The sequence below is a fragment of the Mesorhizobium sp. NZP2234 genome (assembly GCF_013170765.1).
Taxonomy (GTDB): domain Bacteria; phylum Pseudomonadota; class Alphaproteobacteria; order Rhizobiales; family Rhizobiaceae; genus Mesorhizobium; species Mesorhizobium loti_D.
This window is the reverse complement of sequence record NZ_CP033364.1, coordinates 4,651,886-4,667,371: the sequence shown is the minus strand read 5'-3', so window position 1 is coordinate 4,667,371 and position 15,486 is coordinate 4,651,886. Positions and strand designations below refer to the sequence as shown.

Genomic DNA, 15,486 nt, shown 5'->3' with positions numbered 1-15,486 from the left:
CTACTTGCGCCAGGCCCATCAACTACAACTCAGGCTGGGTGGTGCACCGCAAGGTCACCCCGTTGCCTGCGCCCCTCATGCAGTTGCCAGAGCGAATGGGCGACCAGCGTGACGATCAGGATCGCGCCGCCGATCAGGCTGTTGCGGGTCGGTGCCTCGGCGAAGATCATCCACACCCAGACCGGCGCCAGCACCGTTTCGAGCACGTAGAACATCGCCACTTCCGGCCCGGAAATGTATTTCGGCCCGGCGGCAAGACAGAAGAACGAGATCGGCATGACGACGGCGCCGTTGAAGATGATCCACCATGGCGCGTTCACGTGAAAGCCTTCGCCCGACACCATGAAGGCTGCCAGGGCCATAGGCAGAAGGACGCCGACAAGTGAGGTGAAGCCCATGTCCTTGCCGCTGGCGCGCGAGATGGTGATGGCCACCGCGATGAAGAAAGCCGAGCACAGCGCCATGAAATCGCCGAACAGTTTGCCGGTGCCGACCGACCCGCCGACGATGACCAGCACGCCCAGGATCATGATCAGCATCGCCACGATGGTCACCAGCCGTGGCCTCTCCCGCAGGAATATCCAGGACAATAGCCCTGCGAACACGGTGTTGAAGGCCAGGATGAAGACGAGATCGGCCGTCGAGGTGTGATAGACGGCGGTGACGAAAGTGATCCCTGTCAGCCCGTAGCATATCGCGACGATCAGGCCGGACCAGCCGGGAATGAGCGGCGGGGCGTTACGGCTCAAAGCCCGCCAGACCGACCAGATGACCATGGCGGCAACGAATGTGGTGCCGGTGCGAAGCAGCATGATCGTCCATGCGCCGCCGTCGGCGAGGCGGATCAACGGTATGTCGACAGTCAGCGTCAGTCCGCCGATGGCGGTGATCAAAAGACCCTTCTGGTGGTTATGGTGGGAAGTCATGCAGGAACTTTCGCAATGAAATGCAGGCTGGCGGCCGACCGGTGCAATCGTGCACTCTCTCCAGCCAACCGGCTGAAAGACCAGCATCCCCTGCCTTGAAACTGTTTAAGCGCGGATCGTGGAAAAACTCAGCGTGAAACCGCTTCGTTGGTATAGCGCTCCCAGCCCTTCGGGCCGAGATGCTCCTGCGGCATGAAGCGCATCTTATAATTCATCTTGCGCGAGCCGTTGACCCAGTAACCGAGGTAGACATGGGGCAGGCCCATCGCCCTGGCGCGGGCGATGTGGTCGAGGATCATGAACGTGCCGAGCGAACGCTCCTCGAATTCGGGATTGAAGTAGGAATAGACCATCGACAGGCCGTCCGCCATCTTGTCGGTGAGTGCCACCGCGATAAGCTCACCCTGGCCCTTGCCGGTGATGAAGGTGTCGGGTCCGCGCCGCCGGTATTCGATCACCTTGGTGTCGACATGGGTGTCCTCGACCATCATGGCGTAGTCGAGCACCGTCATGTCGGACATGCCGCCGCGCCGGTGGCGGGCATCGAGATAGCTGCGGAACAGCGAATATTGTTCGGTCGAGGGCTCGGCATTGTGCATGGCGCCGACAAGGTCGGAATTATGCTGCAGAACGCGCTTCATATTGCGGCTGGCGGTGAATTCCTGGGCGAGGATGCGCACGGAAACACAGGCGCGGCACGTCTCGCAGGCCGGCCTGTAGGCAATGTTCTGCGAACGCCTGAAGCCGCCTTGCGTGAGGAGGTCGTTCATCTCCGACGCCTTGTCGCCGACCAGATGCGTGAACACCTTGCGCTCGAACTGGCCGTCGAGATAGGGGCACGGCGACGGCGCGGTCAGGAAGAACTGTGGCGACTGGGTCGGATGCTGCGTCATCTAAGTCTTGGAAACGCTCCTTCGAGTCGCTCTACCTTTGGCGCGGAAAGCGAAAAATTCAACAGGATTGTGAATGCACCTGCAAGCGGATGCCTTCACATTTGCGCCGACAGGGCGTGTAACGCTTTCGGAAAGCGCCTCAGCGGCCGGTGCGGCTGACCACCGTGCCGAGCAGAAGGTCGTGCAGCGTGCGCTTGCGGTCCGAGAACAGGGTCACCAGCAGGACCAGGGGCGACAGAATGACATTGCCCGCCCAGAACAGCACCGAATGGACGACCGCGGTCAGGCCGTCGATCGGCCTGCCGTCGAGGCGGTCGAGGCGGATGCCCATCATCTTCATGCCCGTGGTCGCCTGGTCCGCGCTGCCCAGCGTGTTCCAGATGTAGAGGATGGCGACGGCCGGCACCAGGACGCCGAACAGCATCCAGCCAACGCCGAGCGTCAGAAGCCCGAGGAAAAACACCAGTATGGCGAAGGGAATGGTGAGCAGGGCGACGATGATGTAGTCGAGCACGAAGGCCAGGATGCGCCTTGTGCGCACGCCCTCATAGGCCCTGACGTCGTCAAGCCGGGTGTTGATGATTTCGCCGTCGAGAACGCGCGCGTTCATGTCATTTCCTCGTAACAAGGCCCGACATAGGGTGCGGGCCGCCCGATGATGAAATGGTGAAGGCTTGCGGCGGAATCAAGGTCGAGCGCTTCGAGGGACGCGAAGCCTGAAAGCCGTGCTCCGCGATCTGAATCGGTTGAATTCGCCGCGTGGATGGCTTTAGCTTGTTGCGGCGCAACAAAGCGTTCTGGGGCGGAAGTGAGGGGACGGCACTATGGACTACGATATGCTGGTCATCGGCAGCGGCCCTTCCGGACGCCGCGCCGCGGTGCAGTCGGCCAAACTCGGCAAATCGGTGCTGGTGGTCGATCGCGGCCGGCGTCTCGGCGGCGTCTCGGTGCACACCGGCACCATCCCCTCGAAAACGCTGCGCGAAACGGTGCTCAATCTCTCGGGCTGGCGCGAGCGCGGCTTTTATGGACGCGGCTACAGGGTCAAGCAGGACATTTCGGTCGGCGACCTGATCGAGCGCCTGCACAAGACGCTCGATCACGAGGTCGAGGTGCTGCAACACCAGTTCATGCGCAACACCGTCAAGAGCGCCCGCGCGGCGGTGAAATTTCTCGGCCCCGACAAGGTCAGCCTGACATCGGACAATGGCGATTACAGCGAGGTCGGCTTCGCCAACGCGCTGATCGCGGTCGGCACCAGGCCGCACAGGCCGCGCGACGTGCCTTTCGACAAGACCCGTGTCTTCGACAGCGACGAGATGCTCGAGCTTGACCGCCTGCCGCGCACGCTGACGGTCATCGGTGGTGGCGTTATCGGGGTCGAATACGCCACGATCTTTTCGGCGCTCGATGTGCCGGTGACGCTGGTCGAGCCGCGCAATTCCATCCTCGATTTCGTCGACCGCGAGATCGTCGATGATTTCATCCACCAGATGCGCGATCGCGGCATGACGATAAGGCTGGGCAGCGCGGTGAAGGAAATCCGCTCCAAGCCCGAGGCAGCCGAGGTGGAACTGGCCGATGGCCGCACCATCCGCTCCGAGGTCGTGCTCTACGCCGCCGGTCGCACCGGTAATATCGCCAGCCTGGGCCTCGACGTGGTCGGCATCGAGGCCGACTCCCGAGGCCGCATCAAGGTCGATCCACAGACGTTCCAGACCAGCGTGCCCAACATCTACGCCGCCGGCGATGTCATCGGCTTTCCAAGTCTCGCCTCGACCTCGATGGAGCAGGGCAGGGTGGCCGCCTGCCACGCTTTCGGCGTGACGCTGCCGCCGCCACCGGAGACCTTCCCCTATGGCATCTATGCGGTGCCGGAGATCTCGACCGTCGGCCAGTCCGAGGAACAGGTGCGCCAGAGCGGCGGCGCCTATGAGGTCGGTGTCGCGCGTTTCCGCGAAACCTCGCGCGGCCACATTATGGGTGTCGACACCGGCTTCCTGAAACTGTTGTTCTCGATCGAGACGCGGCGACTGCTCGGCGCCCATATTGTCGGCGAGGGCGCCACCGAGCTCATCCATATCGGCCAGGCGGTCATCAACCTCGGCGGTACGGTCGACTTCTTCGTCAACAACACTTTCAACTACCCGACGCTGGCGGAAGCCTACAAGATCGCCGGGCTCGACGCCTGGAACAGGATGGGGCGCTAGGCTTCAGCATCTTCGCTCCTCGCCGGTGCGGAGGCGCGGATCGCGGCCGCGCCCGATCGAGACAGCGGTCGATTCGAAGGGCCGGTGCGCCTACGCCACGTCAGCCGACCCCGCCAGCCATTGCCTGACAATGGCGGCGTCCGGATCGCCGATTTCATGGCCCGAGGGAATGATCCGAGCGTCGATCGCGGCGCCGCGCCGGCTGAGCAGCGTCACCAGTGCCGGCGCAAAGGGCCCGTAGGTCTCGTCGGCGGCGCCAGCGATAATCAGCGTCGGTATTCCAACGAGGTCCGTCGCGGGCACATGGTCGAGTACAGGCATTGGCCTTAGCAGCACCGCCCTGCGGACGATGCCCGGATGGAGCAGCATCAGGCTGGAAACCAGATTGGCTCCGTTCGAATAGCCGAGGAATGTCGCGTGATTGAGATCAAGCCCATGGCGCTTGGCGGCCTCGCTTGCGAATGCCGCGAAGGCGGCCGTTTCGGCCACGATGCTCTTCTGTTCGAAGCGCGTCGGGGTTATCCGCTCGAACCAGCGAAAACCGTCCTCCTGGGGGATACGGCCACGCGCCGCGATCAGCATTGCGTCGGGTGCGATGCGTCTTGCCAGCGGCACCAGGGTGGTCTCGTCGACACCCGATCCATGCAGCAGGAAAAGGCATTCGCGGCTGTTCCCGCCGGCGCCCAGGAGGCGATAGGGAAAGGCCAGATCCTTGAGCAGCGGACTGTTTTCGGTGCTGTCGCCGGTCATCCCGCATCCTCTTGATTATATGAGGCTTCGTTCAATTTGCCGGCTTCAAAACGCAATATTTTCATGCTCCGCGAAAGTTGATTGAACCAGGCTCATTCCAGCCCGTTTGTGCGCCGATATACTCCGCTTGGGAGGAATCGAAGCGGTGCGCCGGGGGTCGCATTGCTGGACATGAACAACCAGCTTTGAGGCCTTTTGTCGATGATTACCCCTGTCTCGCCCGAACGCGATACGCGTATCGATGTGCTGCGCGCATTGGCGCTGCTCACCATTTTCATCGACCATGTGCCGGGCACGGCTTTCGAGGTCATGACCTACAAGAATTTCGGTTTCTCGGACGCGGCAGAGGCGTTCGTGCTGATTTCCGGCATCTCGGTGGCGCTGGCCTACGGCACGAAGTTCCGCTCGGGTGGCCGGCTTCTGGCCACATTGAAGATGTGGCGGCGGGCAGGCATGCTCTATATCGCCCATATCGTCACGACCATGGTTGTGATCGCCTTGTTCTGTACCGTGGCCGTGTTCACGAGGCGGCCGGAATTGCTGAAACTGATCAACATCGAGCCCTTGATGAAGAACACGCCGGAAGTGCTGGTCGGCATCGTCACGCTCGGCCATCAGCTTGGCTACAACAATATCCTGCCGGTCTATGCCGCGCTGCTTCTGATGGCCCCGGCCTTCGTCCTGTTCATCAGCTACAGACCCGTCGCGGCGCTGGTCGTGTCCGGCGCGCTGTGGTTGGTCGCCGGCATCTGGCAGATCGCCCCGCCCAACTATCCTGAGCCCGGCTTCTGGTTCCTGAACCCTCTCTCCTGGCAGTTCCTGTTCAACATCGGCCTCGCCGCCATGCTGCATGTCAGGCGCGGCGGTGTCATTCCGATCAACCGCTGGCTGGTCGGCGCGGCCGCGACCTATGTGCTGACGGCGCTGATATGGGTGCACAGTCCGCTCTGGGGCCAGATAACATGGTTCAAGCTTCCGGTGGTCATCGGCGGTTTTGACAAGACCTTCCTGTCGCTGCCAAGGCTGCTGCATATCCTGGCTGTCAGCTATCTGATCGTCGCCTTGCCGGCGCTCTCGAACCTGTTCCGCACCAGCCCTGACCATCCGCTGGCGATACTCGGCAAGCGCTCGCTGCCGGTCTTCATCGCCGGCACGGTGATCGCCATGGTCGCGCAGGTGATGAAACTGATCAATCCGGGCGGGCTTGCCTATGACAGCCTGCTGCTGTCGGCCGGCATCGCCATGCAGTTCGCGCTCGCCTTCTATCTCGAATGGCTGTCGACCATCAGCGCTTCGGCCAAGGTCCGCATGACGCAAAAGGATGTCACGCCGGCGCGTGCGTCTTTCGGCATCTCCGCCATGGCAAGAGCCAATCGCTGAGGGGGCCGTCGTTCAGCCGCGCGGCGGAGCCGACGAGGCCCGCACGACCAGTTTGACCGGCAGCAACTGCCGGCTGACCTTGCCGTCGCTCTCCAGGATGGCCTTGACGGCAAGGCGGCCCATTTCGGCTATCGGCTGGGCGATCGTGGTCAAGGGCGGCTCGGACACGGCGGCCTCCGGAACACCGTCGAACCCGATGACGGAAACATCGTTGGGGACGCTGAGCTTGCGCGCGCTCAACCATTCGAGCGTCACCAGGGCTATTTTGTCCGACATCGCCAGGATGGCCGTGGGCGGCTCCTTGGCCGCGAAGACGGTTTCGAGGGCCGCTCTCGTGCTGGCCGCGTCGTTGGCGGTCTCGTAGACGGGCACTGTGGATGTGTCGACGCCAACCCGTGAAAGCTCCTGGAGATAGCCGGTGAGCCGGTCGCGCGTGCCGGCATAGGTCGCTGAGCGAACCTGCTCGGGCGAAACGAGCCCCGTCCTGCCGTCGACGAAAGGCAGTGCCAGAACGGCAAAGCGGCGATGTCCTAGATCCGTGAGATGGCGCGCCGCGAGGCTGGCACCGGCGATGTTGTCGACACCGATCGCCGCGACCGCTCCGTCCTCGGAGTCAAGGTCGAGTGCCACGAAGGGCAGTTTGCGCTCGCGCGCCAGTTCCACCAGCCGCGAACCGCCTTCGATGCAGAAGACGATGAAGCCGTCGACCAGGGCACTCTGGATGTTCCAGGCAAGCTGTTCGTTATTAGCTGCCGATACCAGGGAAATGCCGGCTCCTGTCGCATCGCAGGCCTGCGAGATGCTCGCCATCATGACCCGCGCGAAAGGATCGTCGAAGAAGTAGGAGAGGGGTTCGGCGGTGGCGACGCCGATGGCGTTGACCTTGCCCGCCCGCAACAGGCGGCCCTTGGGATCCGGCCCGCCATAGCCCATCGCCTCGGCCGCGGCCTTCACTCGTTCGCGAACCTCCTCGCGCACGATCTCCGGGCGGCTGAAGACATTGGATGCGGTGCCGTGCGAAACACCGGCGGCCTTGGCGATATCGGCCAGCCGGACGGGTCTTCGATTGCCTGCGGTGAGTGACGCCATTTGTGCGTGCCTCCTGACATGCATTTAGCACGTTCCGGATTTGCATCTAGCACTTTCGTTGGATCGATTCAAATTCTGCTTGACCGGGAACTGTCGGAGACCTAGTATTGAATCGATCCAAGTTGATTGGTTTGGCCCGTCTGTGTTTTCAGAGGAGGTACGGCATGCAACCCGTCAATTACCTGTTCGAAGACATCTATCGCAACGACTGGAGCATCGGGTCGGCCGCCAACAGCTTCAGGCTGCGGGGCAGGGCAAGCCCATGGATTCGCGACCTTCGCTTCCTGGTGGGGCGTAAGCGAAGCTGATCGCCGTGTTTTTTGCCTACGCATTGGATCGATTCAACCCGAAAAGAGAAAAATCATGCATCCCATCAGGCATCTGTTCGAGGACATTTACCGCAACTACTGGGGCATCGCTCCTGCCGCCGAGCGACCGGAAGCGCGACGCCTGACGAAGCGGGCCTCGCGCAATCGCGATCTGTGGATACGCACCGGACGTCCCGGGGATTGATCCCGACCGATTCGGCCCTAGGAACGCCGACGTATCAGGGCGGATATCGCTATCCCCAGCCAGCCGGCGATGAGCAAAGTGCCTCCAATCGGCGCCGACATAGGGAACAGTCTCGAGCCCAGGAAATCGCGGGCAAGTAGATCGCCCGCGAAAAGCAGGAGCCCGGCAAGCAAGGCGACGCTGGCGATCCGCAGAAAGCGATTCGCGCCGGCGAGGCCGACGGCGAGGAAGACAGGCGCGTGCATCAAGAGGAACGACGCGGCCGTGCCGGTGAAGGCGCCGCCGAGATGCGCGGCGGCAGCTGACAGCGCCACGCCTGCCGCGCCGACGAGACCGCCGGCAAACACGAGGGCAGGGCTGGCTGTCGGTTCGGAGGAATTCATGTCGGCTGGTTCCCTCTTTTAACGGCCTGAGCCCTCAGGACTCGCTCGCTTCCAACGCCATATGCCGTGTGCGCCGCGACTGGACAATCCAGTTGTAGACGGCACCGCCGGCCATCAGCACCGATGTCGCGAGAAACACCGAGCGCATTCCGAAGTGACCGCCGACGAAACCACCGGATAGTGGTCCCGCGACCTGCCCGACATACTGCGCCGAGATGGCCAGCCCAAGCACATTGCCGCCGACGCCGTCGGGGATGTTGTGGCGGATGACGCTGGTGATGCAGGGCAGCAGGCCACCCAGCGCCAGTCCCATCAGAAAGCGCAGGCCGATCAGTTGCCAGCCATTGCTGACGAAGGCCTGCGGGATAAGCAGCAGGGCCGATACGGCCAGCGCTCCGACGACGACATTCCAGTGGCCGACACGATCCGCGAGCTTGCCGAGCCAGGATGCCGACAGGATAGTGCCCAGCGCCGTCGCCGACATCACCACGCCCGCGATCATCGTCACCCGGCTCTGGTCCTCTATGAGTTGCTGTACATAGACGGTGATGATCGGCTCGATCGACATTGTGGCGAAGGCGAGCAGCATGCCGGTTGTCAGCATGGCCACGACGGGGCGCTTGTCCGGGATCTGCGACCAGCCGCTTTTCGGCTTTGCCGCCGACGCTGCCGTGACCGGCCTCGCTCGCTGGGTCTCCTTGATGAGGAACGTGGTCGCCAGGAAGGCAAGGAAGATGACGCCGCCGGACAACAGGAACGTGGCGCGAATGCCGATGATCGGCGGCAGCGCACCGCCGAGCAGGGGACCGACAAGTGAACCCGCCGTGATTCCCGCGGACAGGACGCCGAGCGCCCAGCCGGAACGGTCCTTGGGCGTCTGCATGGCCACCAGTATGGTCGAACCCGATGAATAGCCGCCGGCAAACCCGATCAGCAGGCGCAGCAGCACCAGTTGCCAGACCGTCTCGACCATGCCCGTCAGCGACATGCAGATCGCCATGCCGAAGCTGGCGCGCACCAGCATCACCTTGCGGCCGTAGCGGTCGCCCAGCCGTCCCCACAGCGGCGCGACCAGGGCCGCGGCGAAGAAGGTGGCGCCGTAGGCGATGCCGGACCACTGCACGATCGCCGCATGGCCTTGTGCGCCGAGCTGCTCGACATAGAGCGGCAGAAAAGGCAACAGCAGCGTCATGGCGATGAGTGTGCTGAACGAGCCGGCGAAACAGACGGCGAGATTGCGCCGCCAATGGATGTTGTAGCCGCCCTGTTGCGTATCTTCCTGTGCCATGCCCTGCCTGCTCGATATCAATGCTTGTTGCGGATACCGTTTTGGGATACCAAAATGGTATCCGTCATGAACTTCAACCCGGCTGCTGTCAATGCGGCTTCGAAGAGGCCAACACGATGTCGCAGATGCAGAATGTCGAACGACAGTTGCGGGAGATGATCCTGGGGCTCGAGATCGGCCCAGGCGAGAAATTGACCGAGCGTTGGATCGAAGGGCGCTTCGGCGCCTCGCGCACACCGGTCAGGGCGGCACTTCTGCGGCTGGAGACCGAGGGGCTGGTTGGCAGGGATGGCCGTGGCTGGACGGTGTCGCCGATCAACCTTGCCGAGCTCGAGCAGATCGCCGTCTATCGCGAAGCTGTCGAGGTCGCGGCCGTGCGGCTGACATGCATGCACGCCGAAAGCAGCGCCATCGATATCATCGAGGCGATGCTCGATTCCTGCGACGAAAACACGCCGCGCGAGGAATGGCACCGTGTCGGCATGGATTTTCACATCGAGCTGGCGCGCCTGTCGGGCAACGAATTCCTGTTCAGGGCAGTGCGCGATGCCATGACGCGCCTGTCGCGGGCCCGCTGGTTGGAGGTGCGTGACGAGGCGGCTCTGGGGCGCGCCTGGGCCGAACACCGTGCCATTCTGGCGGCAGCCCGCCTTGGCGAGGCCGACGAAGCGGAGCGCCGGCTTTCGGCCCATATCGTCGGCAGCCGCGACCGGCTGGTGACGTCGCTCGCCAACGATCGACGCGGTCTTCGCGCCAGGGGATTTGCCGTCGTCGCCGCTTGAAGCAGGTCCGGGAAAAGTGTGAAGCGGTTTTCTGCCCGGAATTGCGTCCAGCATAAAGAGACAGAGGCGGTTAGGCGTTTCCGTGAAGTCGGGACTGTTCCGCACGGGCAGGGCGCTGCCGGGCAAAAGCGGCGTCCGCACGCGAAGCGCACTTTCGGCCTCGCTTCACGGGCGCCGATGGCGTAAGAGCGGCGATGGAAAACAACCGATTTGAAACACCCGTGACCGTCAAGTCCGTCACGGCGGGAAGCACTCAGCTCTTGCGCACGGCCCGCGAGGCTTCCGATTACCTCCTCAACAGCTGGCCCGGCAAGCGCAGTCCCAAGCATCGCGCGGCGCTGCAGGCTTGCCACGATGCGCTGGCCGGCGACAAGCCGGCCATGAATGCCAGGCGCGCCTTTATCGCCGCGGCGCGGGAAGTGGACGTTTTTATCAGCGACAAGGCGCCCGCCTGACACAGGGCGGCGAGCTGGATTGAGGCAAGGCCCGCATATGCGGGCCTTTTGCCGTCATTCCGCTGTTTCGTTTTCGATCTCGGTCTCGGGTTTTGAACGTTCCCGCGCGGCAACCTTGGCCGCCAGCTTTTCGGCCTTCTTCGCCGCCTTCTGCCGGTCACGTTCCTTGCGTTCCTGATCGTAGTTTGGTGCTCGCGCCATATCGGTTCCTTTTGACCTGCCTTGCGGCTCTGACCCTGCCTAGGAGCATTAGCCGTCAAACACAACAGCTGAAGCGGCTCTGCGCGGGCGCGGCGTCGCGGATCCGCAGGGGGGCTTGCCAGACGGGCGCCGTAATGATGTAGAAAACGCGGGGCGCCAGCGTATTGAGAGCTGCTCGTTTGTTTTGATCAAGTGAACCATGGCCACAATTGCGCGGACGTCGGCAAAGGTTTTCTATTATGCGCGAAACGTCGCGCGCGATGTCATTCCACAAGCCTTGTTTCGCCGCAGACTGGCCGTCCGCCTCGAAAAGGCCAGGCTTTCCGACGAGACGGCGCGCCGGCGGGTGAATTACTACAACAAGCTGCAGGATGGCTTCGCCCCAAGCGCCAATGCCATGCGCATCAGCAAACTGCCCTTCACGCCGACCATGTACTATTACGACCTGAAGGAGTTCGCCCGCTACTTCGACCCCGGATTGCTGATCGATCTCGAATTCGGCGACGTCAGGAATGTGCCGAAGGTGCCGACGATCGTGAAGGACCGGCCGATCCGTGATGACGACAAGAACGCGGTCATCATGAAGCTCGACAAGTTTCGTCACTTCCAGATGCCGGCTGACGCCATCTCGTTCGCCGACAAGCTGCCTGTCGTGGTCTGGCGCGGCGATCTCAACAATCCGATCAGGACGAGATTTCTGAAGGCGGTGCGCGACCTGCCGTTCTGCGATGCCGGCTCGCACAAGCCGAACGCTCCGGCCGAATACGCCAAGCCGTTTCTCAGCATCAGCCAGCACCAGCGCTACCGCTACATCGTCTCGCTTGAGGGCAATGATGTCGCGACCAACCTCAAATGGATCTTGAGCTCGAAGTCGCTCTGCCTGATGCCGCCGCCGACATACGAGACATGGTTCGCCGAGCGACAGCTCGAGCCCAATGTCCACTATGTGCCGCTCGAAGCTGATTTCTCGGACCTTGCCGAACATGTGGCCTATTTCGAACGCAACCCGGAGAAGGCGGAGCGTATCACCGCGGCTGCGAACGCCTATTGCCGGACCTTTGGGCACGAACAGACCGAACAGGCGATCTCCCTGCTGGTGCTGTACAAATATTTTGTGCTCAGCGGCCAGATCAAGCCGGATGCCGAGGTCTGGCGCTGCATAACGGGCTAGTTGCCCAGGCCCTTCCATCGAAGCCGGGAGGCACGCGCTGGACGACCGCCGCGCCAGTAAATGCCTGGCACAACGACGCGCGGGCGTGACGCGGGAACAAACTCGGCTGTCGTGTGTTTTGGTCGCGTTTGTCCTGATCAACGTGAACCATGGCCGGCATAAAAAGAACGACGCAGAAGGTTTTCTATTACGCGCGAAACGTCATGCGCGATATCGCGCCACAGGCACTCTTCCGACGACGGCTGGCGGACCGCCTGGAGCAGGCCAGGCTTTCGGACGAGGCCGTGCGCCGGCGGTTGAATGACTACAACAAGCTGCAGGACGCCTTTGTGCCTGGCCCGGATGCGGTGCGCATCGACAAGATGCCGTTCGAGCCGAGCATGTACTATTACGACCTGAAGGAGTTTGCCCGCTATTTCGACCCGTCATTGCTTCTCGACGTGGAGTTCGGCGACGTCATCGGGGTGCCGAAGGTGCCGACGCTCGTCAAGGACCGGCCGATCCATACGGACAATGGCAATGCGGTCATTCTGAAGTTCAACAAGTTCCGCCACTTCTACATGCCCGCCGACGCAGTCGCCTTCGCCGACAAGCTGCCGGTCGTGATCTGGCGCGGCGATCTCAACAATCCGATCAGGACGCGGTTCCTGGACGCGGCGCGTGACCTGCCATTCTGCGACGTAGGTTCACACAAGCGAAGTGCGCCGGCCGAGTACAGCAAGCCCTTTCTCAGCATCCGCCAACACTTGCGCTACCGCTATATCGTCTCGCTCGAGGGCAATGACGTGGCGACCAACCTCAAATGGATCATGAATTCGAACTCGCTGTGCCTGATGCCGCCGCCGACCTACGAGACGTGGTTCGCGGAGAGCCGGCTCGAAGCCAACGTCCACTATGTGCCGCTCGATCCGGATTTCGCCGACCTTGGCGAAAAGGTTCGCTATTTCGAACGGCATCCGGCGCAGGCCGAGCGTATTGTTGCCGCGGCCAATGCCTACTGCCGGACATTCTCCAATGAGCGGGACGAGCAGGCTGTCTCCCTGCTCGTGCTCTATAAATATTTCGTGCTCAGCGGCCAGATCGAGCCCGATCGCCAACTCTGGCACTTCATCGAGGGCTAGCGCGCTTCGGCCGGAGAGTCAGATGACGCTGCGGTCAAGAACCATATCGGCGGGGCCGAAGCGATCCTTTGCCGTCAATTGCTGGTGCCAGTAGGGGTAGAGCAGGGGCGGGCGGCTGACCGCGTCGAGGCGCTGGCGTTCTTCGGCGTTGAGCTCCAGGGCTGCCGCGGCGAGATTGTCCTTGAGTTGGGTATCGTTGCGGGCGCCGATCACCAGCGAGGAGACGGCGGGGCGGCCGAGCAGCCACGCAAGTGCCACCTGCGCCGCCGAGACGCCGCGAGCCTTGCCGATCTCCACCAGCACATCCACGATCCGCCAGAGCCGATCCTCGTCCCGGATCGGCGGCTCGGACCAGCCCGCGAGCTGGCGCGCGGTCGGGCTGTCGCGGCGGTATTTGCCGGACAGCAAGCCGCCGGCGAGCGGGCTCCAGACCAGCACGCCCAGTCCCTGGTCGACCGAGATCGGCAGCAGTTCATATTCGGCCTCGCGTGCTTCCAGCGTATAGTGGATCTGCTGGGTGACGAAGCGTTGCTGGTGACGGCTGTCGCTGATGGAGAGCGCCTTCATCACCTGCCAGCCGGACCAGTTGGAGCAGCCGATATAGCGCACCTTGCCTTGGCCGACCAAGGTGTCGAGCGCGGCCACCGTTTCCTCGACCGGGGTAAGACCATCCCACTGGTGGACGAAATAGATGTCGATGACGTCGGTCTTCAGCCGCTTCAGGCTCTTTTCGCATTCACGGATCAGATGGTGGCGCGACAGGCCTTCGTCGTTCGGACCGCCGCCGATCCGCATGCGCGCCTTGGACGCGATCAGCACGTCGTTCTTGCGCTTGCCGCCGAGTGCCTCGCCGATGATCTCCTCCGACAGCCCGTTTGAATAGACATTGGCGGTGTCGATGAGGTTGATGCCGGCGTCGATGCACATGTCGATCATCCGCTTGGCTTCGGTAAGATCGCTGTTGCCCACCGCGGCGAAGGGCCCGGTGCCGCCGAACGTCATGGTGCCCAAAGTCAATGTCGAAACCTTCAGGCCGGAACGGCCAAGGGTGCGGTATTCCATGTCAGTCCTCGCGATTGTGTTGAATTGGGGTGCCGCGAAGGGCAGCCCGGAATGCGACCGGGGATTTGTAGGACAATTTGCCCGGCTTGTCGTCATGCAAAGATGGTGGATCGATCACGCATGGCGGAGCTTTCAACGGCCGCGGTCGCGCCCCGAACTGCAATAAAACCGTCACCGCCGGCCTATATTGAATTCGGCTAAGGTGTTTCCATTGCAGGCCACGGGCCTGCAGTTTGGGTGCCGGACATGAACCGACAGGGCTTGCTAGCGGAGCGACCGATATGACCGAGCTGAGACAGAATTCTCCCGCCAAGGATTGGCTTGAAGCCGAGCTCGCCGACACGCTCGACGAAGACTATGAGCTTGAAATGTCGGAGCCGGCGCTGTCGATGGAGATCGCCAAGATCTACAAGAACTCGCATCCGCCTTCGATCGATCGCATGCAGTATTTTCGCGACCTGATCACCTTGCAGTCCGAATTGATCAAGCTGCAGTCCTGGGTCGCTTATCACAAGAAGAAGCTGGTGGTGATTTTCGAGGGCCGTGACTCTGCCGGCAAGGGCGGCGTCATCAAGCGCATCACGCAGCGGCTCAATCCGCGCATCTGCCGCGTCGTGGCACTTCCGGCGCCGACCGAACGCGAGAAGTCGCAATGGTATTTCCAGCGCTATGTCCCGCATCTGCCGGCTGGCGGTGAGATCGTGCTGTTCGACCGCTCCTGGTACAATCGCTCCGGCGTCGAACGAGTGATGGGCTTTGCCTCGCAGGAGCAGGTCGAGGAGTTCTTCCACGACGTGCCGGAGTTCGAGCGCATGCTGGTGCGTTCAGGCATCACCGTGGTCAAGTACTGGTTCTCGATCACCGACGAGGAGCAGCAGATGCGCTTCCTGATGCGCATCCACGATCCGATGAAGCAATGGAAGCTGTCGCCGATGGATCTGCAATCGCGCGTACGCTGGGAGCAGTACACCAAGGCCAAGGAGGAAACCTTCGCCCGCACCAACATTCCGGAGGCGCCCTGGTTCATCGTCGAGGGCAACGACAAGAAGCGCGCGCGGCTGAACTGCATCGACCATCTGCTCAAGCAGATGCCTTACGAAGAGGTGCCGCACGAGGAGATCACGCTGCCCGAGCGTGTCTTCAATCCCGAATACGAGCGCCAGACATTGCCGCGCGAACTCTACGTGCCGGAGAAGTATTGAGCACCTTGTCCTTCTCCCCGTTCACGGGGAGAAGGCGCCCGAGGGGGCGGATGAGGGGCT

Annotated in this window: 18 protein-coding genes; 9 read left to right on the top strand and 9 right to left on the bottom strand. The window is 62.5% G+C overall.

All coding sequences use genetic code 11. The features are described 5' to 3' along the window. Window positions 1–29 precede the first annotated feature (29 nt). The 3 genes from EB230_RS23130 to EB230_RS23120 all read right to left on the bottom strand — a co-directional run bounded on the left by EB230_RS23130 (window position 30) and on the right by EB230_RS23120 (window position 2,429). The gene (locus EB230_RS23130) at window positions 30–926 is read right to left on the bottom strand and encodes a DMT family transporter (RefSeq protein WP_056562577.1); all 897 of its coding nucleotides are present in this window, start codon (window positions 924–926) and stop codon (window positions 30–32) included. 128 nt (window positions 927–1,054) lie between these two features. After that, the gene (locus tag EB230_RS23125; RefSeq protein WP_010915563.1) at window positions 1,055–1,819 is read right to left on the bottom strand and encodes an arginyltransferase; all 765 of its coding nucleotides are present in this window, start codon (window positions 1,817–1,819) and stop codon (window positions 1,055–1,057) included. A 139-nt stretch (window positions 1,820–1,958) separates the two neighbouring features. Beyond that, entirely contained in the window at window positions 1,959–2,429 is a 471-nt protein-coding gene (locus EB230_RS23120; RefSeq protein WP_056562574.1) for an RDD family protein, read from the bottom strand. 214 nt (window positions 2,430–2,643) lie between these two features. Here EB230_RS23120 and sthA point away from each other — a divergent pair, with 214 nt between their 5' ends. Further along, window positions 2,644–4,029, top strand: a complete 1,386-nt coding sequence (gene sthA / locus EB230_RS23115) for a Si-specific NAD(P)(+) transhydrogenase (protein ID WP_172374022.1) — start codon at window positions 2,644–2,646, stop codon at window positions 4,027–4,029. Between the two features lie 90 nt (window positions 4,030–4,119). Here sthA and EB230_RS23110 read toward each other — a convergent pair whose 3' ends face one another. Continuing rightward, window positions 4,120–4,779 carry an alpha/beta hydrolase gene (locus EB230_RS23110; RefSeq protein WP_172374021.1) on the bottom strand — a complete coding sequence of 220 codons (660 nt, stop codon included), beginning with the start codon at window positions 4,777–4,779 and terminating at the stop codon, window positions 4,120–4,122. A gap of 201 nt (window positions 4,780–4,980) precedes the next feature. Between EB230_RS23110 and EB230_RS23105 the strand changes: the two genes are divergently transcribed. Continuing rightward, window positions 4,981–6,159 (top strand): OpgC family protein, encoded by a 1,179-nt coding sequence (locus EB230_RS23105; RefSeq protein ID WP_056562565.1) that lies wholly within the window; start codon window positions 4,981–4,983, stop codon window positions 6,157–6,159. Window positions 6,160–6,171: 12 nt separating this feature from the next. Here EB230_RS23105 and EB230_RS23100 read toward each other — a convergent pair whose 3' ends face one another. Beyond that, on the bottom strand, window positions 6,172–7,248 hold the full coding sequence (locus EB230_RS23100) for a substrate-binding domain-containing protein (RefSeq protein WP_172374020.1): 1,077 nt from the start codon (window positions 7,246–7,248) through the stop codon (window positions 6,172–6,174). 164 nt (window positions 7,249–7,412) lie between these two features. Between EB230_RS23100 and EB230_RS23095 the strand changes: the two genes are divergently transcribed. Together EB230_RS23095 and EB230_RS23090 are read left to right on the top strand one after the other, a co-directional pair. Further along, window positions 7,413–7,556, top strand: coding sequence for a hypothetical protein (locus EB230_RS23095; protein WP_172374019.1), 144 nt, complete (start codon window positions 7,413–7,415; stop codon window positions 7,554–7,556). Between the two features lie 55 nt (window positions 7,557–7,611). Beyond that, window positions 7,612–7,761 carry a hypothetical protein gene (locus tag EB230_RS23090; RefSeq protein ID WP_172374018.1) on the top strand — a complete coding sequence of 50 codons (150 nt, stop codon included), beginning with the start codon at window positions 7,612–7,614 and terminating at the stop codon, window positions 7,759–7,761. 17 nt (window positions 7,762–7,778) lie between these two features. Here the strand turns inward: EB230_RS23090 and EB230_RS23085 are convergent, their stop codons facing one another. Further along, window positions 7,779–8,144 (bottom strand): DUF423 domain-containing protein, encoded by a 366-nt coding sequence (locus EB230_RS23085; RefSeq protein WP_172374017.1) that lies wholly within the window; start codon window positions 8,142–8,144, stop codon window positions 7,779–7,781. Window positions 8,145–8,178: 34 nt separating this feature from the next. Continuing rightward, window positions 8,179–9,432 carry a multidrug efflux MFS transporter gene (locus tag EB230_RS23080; RefSeq protein ID WP_172374016.1) on the bottom strand — a complete coding sequence of 418 codons (1,254 nt, stop codon included), beginning with the start codon at window positions 9,430–9,432 and terminating at the stop codon, window positions 8,179–8,181. Window positions 9,433–9,548: 116 nt separating this feature from the next. On the opposite strand from EB230_RS23080, the gene EB230_RS23075 reads away from it, so the two are divergent. Next, window positions 9,549–10,214, top strand: a complete 666-nt coding sequence (locus EB230_RS23075; RefSeq protein WP_172374015.1) for a GntR family transcriptional regulator — start codon at window positions 9,549–9,551, stop codon at window positions 10,212–10,214. A gap of 194 nt (window positions 10,215–10,408) precedes the next feature. Beyond that, a complete protein-coding gene (locus EB230_RS23070; RefSeq protein ID WP_056562552.1) occupies window positions 10,409–10,669 on the top strand; it encodes a DUF982 domain-containing protein in 261 nt (86 codons plus the stop codon). Window positions 10,670–10,723: 54 nt separating this feature from the next. Here EB230_RS23070 and EB230_RS23065 read toward each other — a convergent pair whose 3' ends face one another. Then, window positions 10,724–10,870, bottom strand: a complete 147-nt coding sequence (locus EB230_RS23065) for a hypothetical protein (RefSeq protein ID WP_081294707.1) — start codon at window positions 10,868–10,870, stop codon at window positions 10,724–10,726. A 199-nt stretch (window positions 10,871–11,069) separates the two neighbouring features. On the opposite strand from EB230_RS23065, the gene EB230_RS23060 reads away from it, so the two are divergent. Further along, window positions 11,070–12,041, top strand: a complete 972-nt coding sequence (locus EB230_RS23060; RefSeq protein WP_056562550.1) for a glycosyl transferase family 90 — start codon at window positions 11,070–11,072, stop codon at window positions 12,039–12,041. A gap of 149 nt (window positions 12,042–12,190) precedes the next feature. After that, window positions 12,191–13,162 (top strand): glycosyl transferase family 90, encoded by a 972-nt coding sequence (locus tag EB230_RS23055; protein WP_056562545.1) that lies wholly within the window; start codon window positions 12,191–12,193, stop codon window positions 13,160–13,162. Window positions 13,163–13,180: 18 nt separating this feature from the next. Here the strand turns inward: EB230_RS23055 and EB230_RS23050 are convergent, their stop codons facing one another. Then, entirely contained in the window at window positions 13,181–14,224 is a 1,044-nt protein-coding gene (locus EB230_RS23050) for an aldo/keto reductase (protein ID WP_056562542.1), read from the bottom strand. A 281-nt stretch (window positions 14,225–14,505) separates the two neighbouring features. Between EB230_RS23050 and ppk2 the strand changes: the two genes are divergently transcribed. Continuing rightward, window positions 14,506–15,426: a polyphosphate kinase 2 gene (gene ppk2 / locus EB230_RS23045; protein ID WP_056562540.1), complete on the top strand. Its 921-nt coding sequence runs from the start codon at window positions 14,506–14,508 to the stop codon at window positions 15,424–15,426. Window positions 15,427–15,486 lie beyond the last annotated feature (60 nt).

Coding starts and splice junctions, on each gene's coding strand:
- EB230_RS23130 (WP_056562577.1), bottom strand. CDS start 926: ATGACTTCCCACCATAACCACCAGAAGGGTCTTTTGATCACCGCCATC.
- EB230_RS23125 (WP_010915563.1), bottom strand. CDS start 1,819: ATGACGCAGCATCCGACCCAGTCGCCACAGTTCTTCCTGACCGCGCCG.
- EB230_RS23120 (WP_056562574.1), bottom strand. CDS start 2,429: ATGAACGCGCGCGTTCTCGACGGCGAAATCATCAACACCCGGCTTGAC.
- sthA (WP_172374022.1), top strand. CDS start 2,644: ATGGACTACGATATGCTGGTCATCGGCAGCGGCCCTTCCGGACGCCGC.
- EB230_RS23110 (WP_172374021.1), bottom strand. CDS start 4,779: ATGACCGGCGACAGCACCGAAAACAGTCCGCTGCTCAAGGATCTGGCC.
- EB230_RS23105 (WP_056562565.1), top strand. CDS start 4,981: ATGATTACCCCTGTCTCGCCCGAACGCGATACGCGTATCGATGTGCTG.
- EB230_RS23100 (WP_172374020.1), bottom strand. CDS start 7,248: ATGGCGTCACTCACCGCAGGCAATCGAAGACCCGTCCGGCTGGCCGAT.
- EB230_RS23095 (WP_172374019.1), top strand. CDS start 7,413: ATGCAACCCGTCAATTACCTGTTCGAAGACATCTATCGCAACGACTGG.
- EB230_RS23090 (WP_172374018.1), top strand. CDS start 7,612: ATGCATCCCATCAGGCATCTGTTCGAGGACATTTACCGCAACTACTGG.
- EB230_RS23085 (WP_172374017.1), bottom strand. CDS start 8,144: ATGAATTCCTCCGAACCGACAGCCAGCCCTGCCCTCGTGTTTGCCGGC.
- EB230_RS23080 (WP_172374016.1), bottom strand. CDS start 9,432: ATGGCACAGGAAGATACGCAACAGGGCGGCTACAACATCCATTGGCGG.
- EB230_RS23075 (WP_172374015.1), top strand. CDS start 9,549: ATGTCGCAGATGCAGAATGTCGAACGACAGTTGCGGGAGATGATCCTG.
- EB230_RS23070 (WP_056562552.1), top strand. CDS start 10,409: ATGGAAAACAACCGATTTGAAACACCCGTGACCGTCAAGTCCGTCACG.
- EB230_RS23065 (WP_081294707.1), bottom strand. CDS start 10,870: ATGGCGCGAGCACCAAACTACGATCAGGAACGCAAGGAACGTGACCGG.
- EB230_RS23060 (WP_056562550.1), top strand. CDS start 11,070: ATGGCCACAATTGCGCGGACGTCGGCAAAGGTTTTCTATTATGCGCGA.
- EB230_RS23055 (WP_056562545.1), top strand. CDS start 12,191: ATGGCCGGCATAAAAAGAACGACGCAGAAGGTTTTCTATTACGCGCGA.
- EB230_RS23050 (WP_056562542.1), bottom strand. CDS start 14,224: ATGGAATACCGCACCCTTGGCCGTTCCGGCCTGAAGGTTTCGACATTG.
- ppk2 (WP_056562540.1), top strand. CDS start 14,506: ATGACCGAGCTGAGACAGAATTCTCCCGCCAAGGATTGGCTTGAAGCC.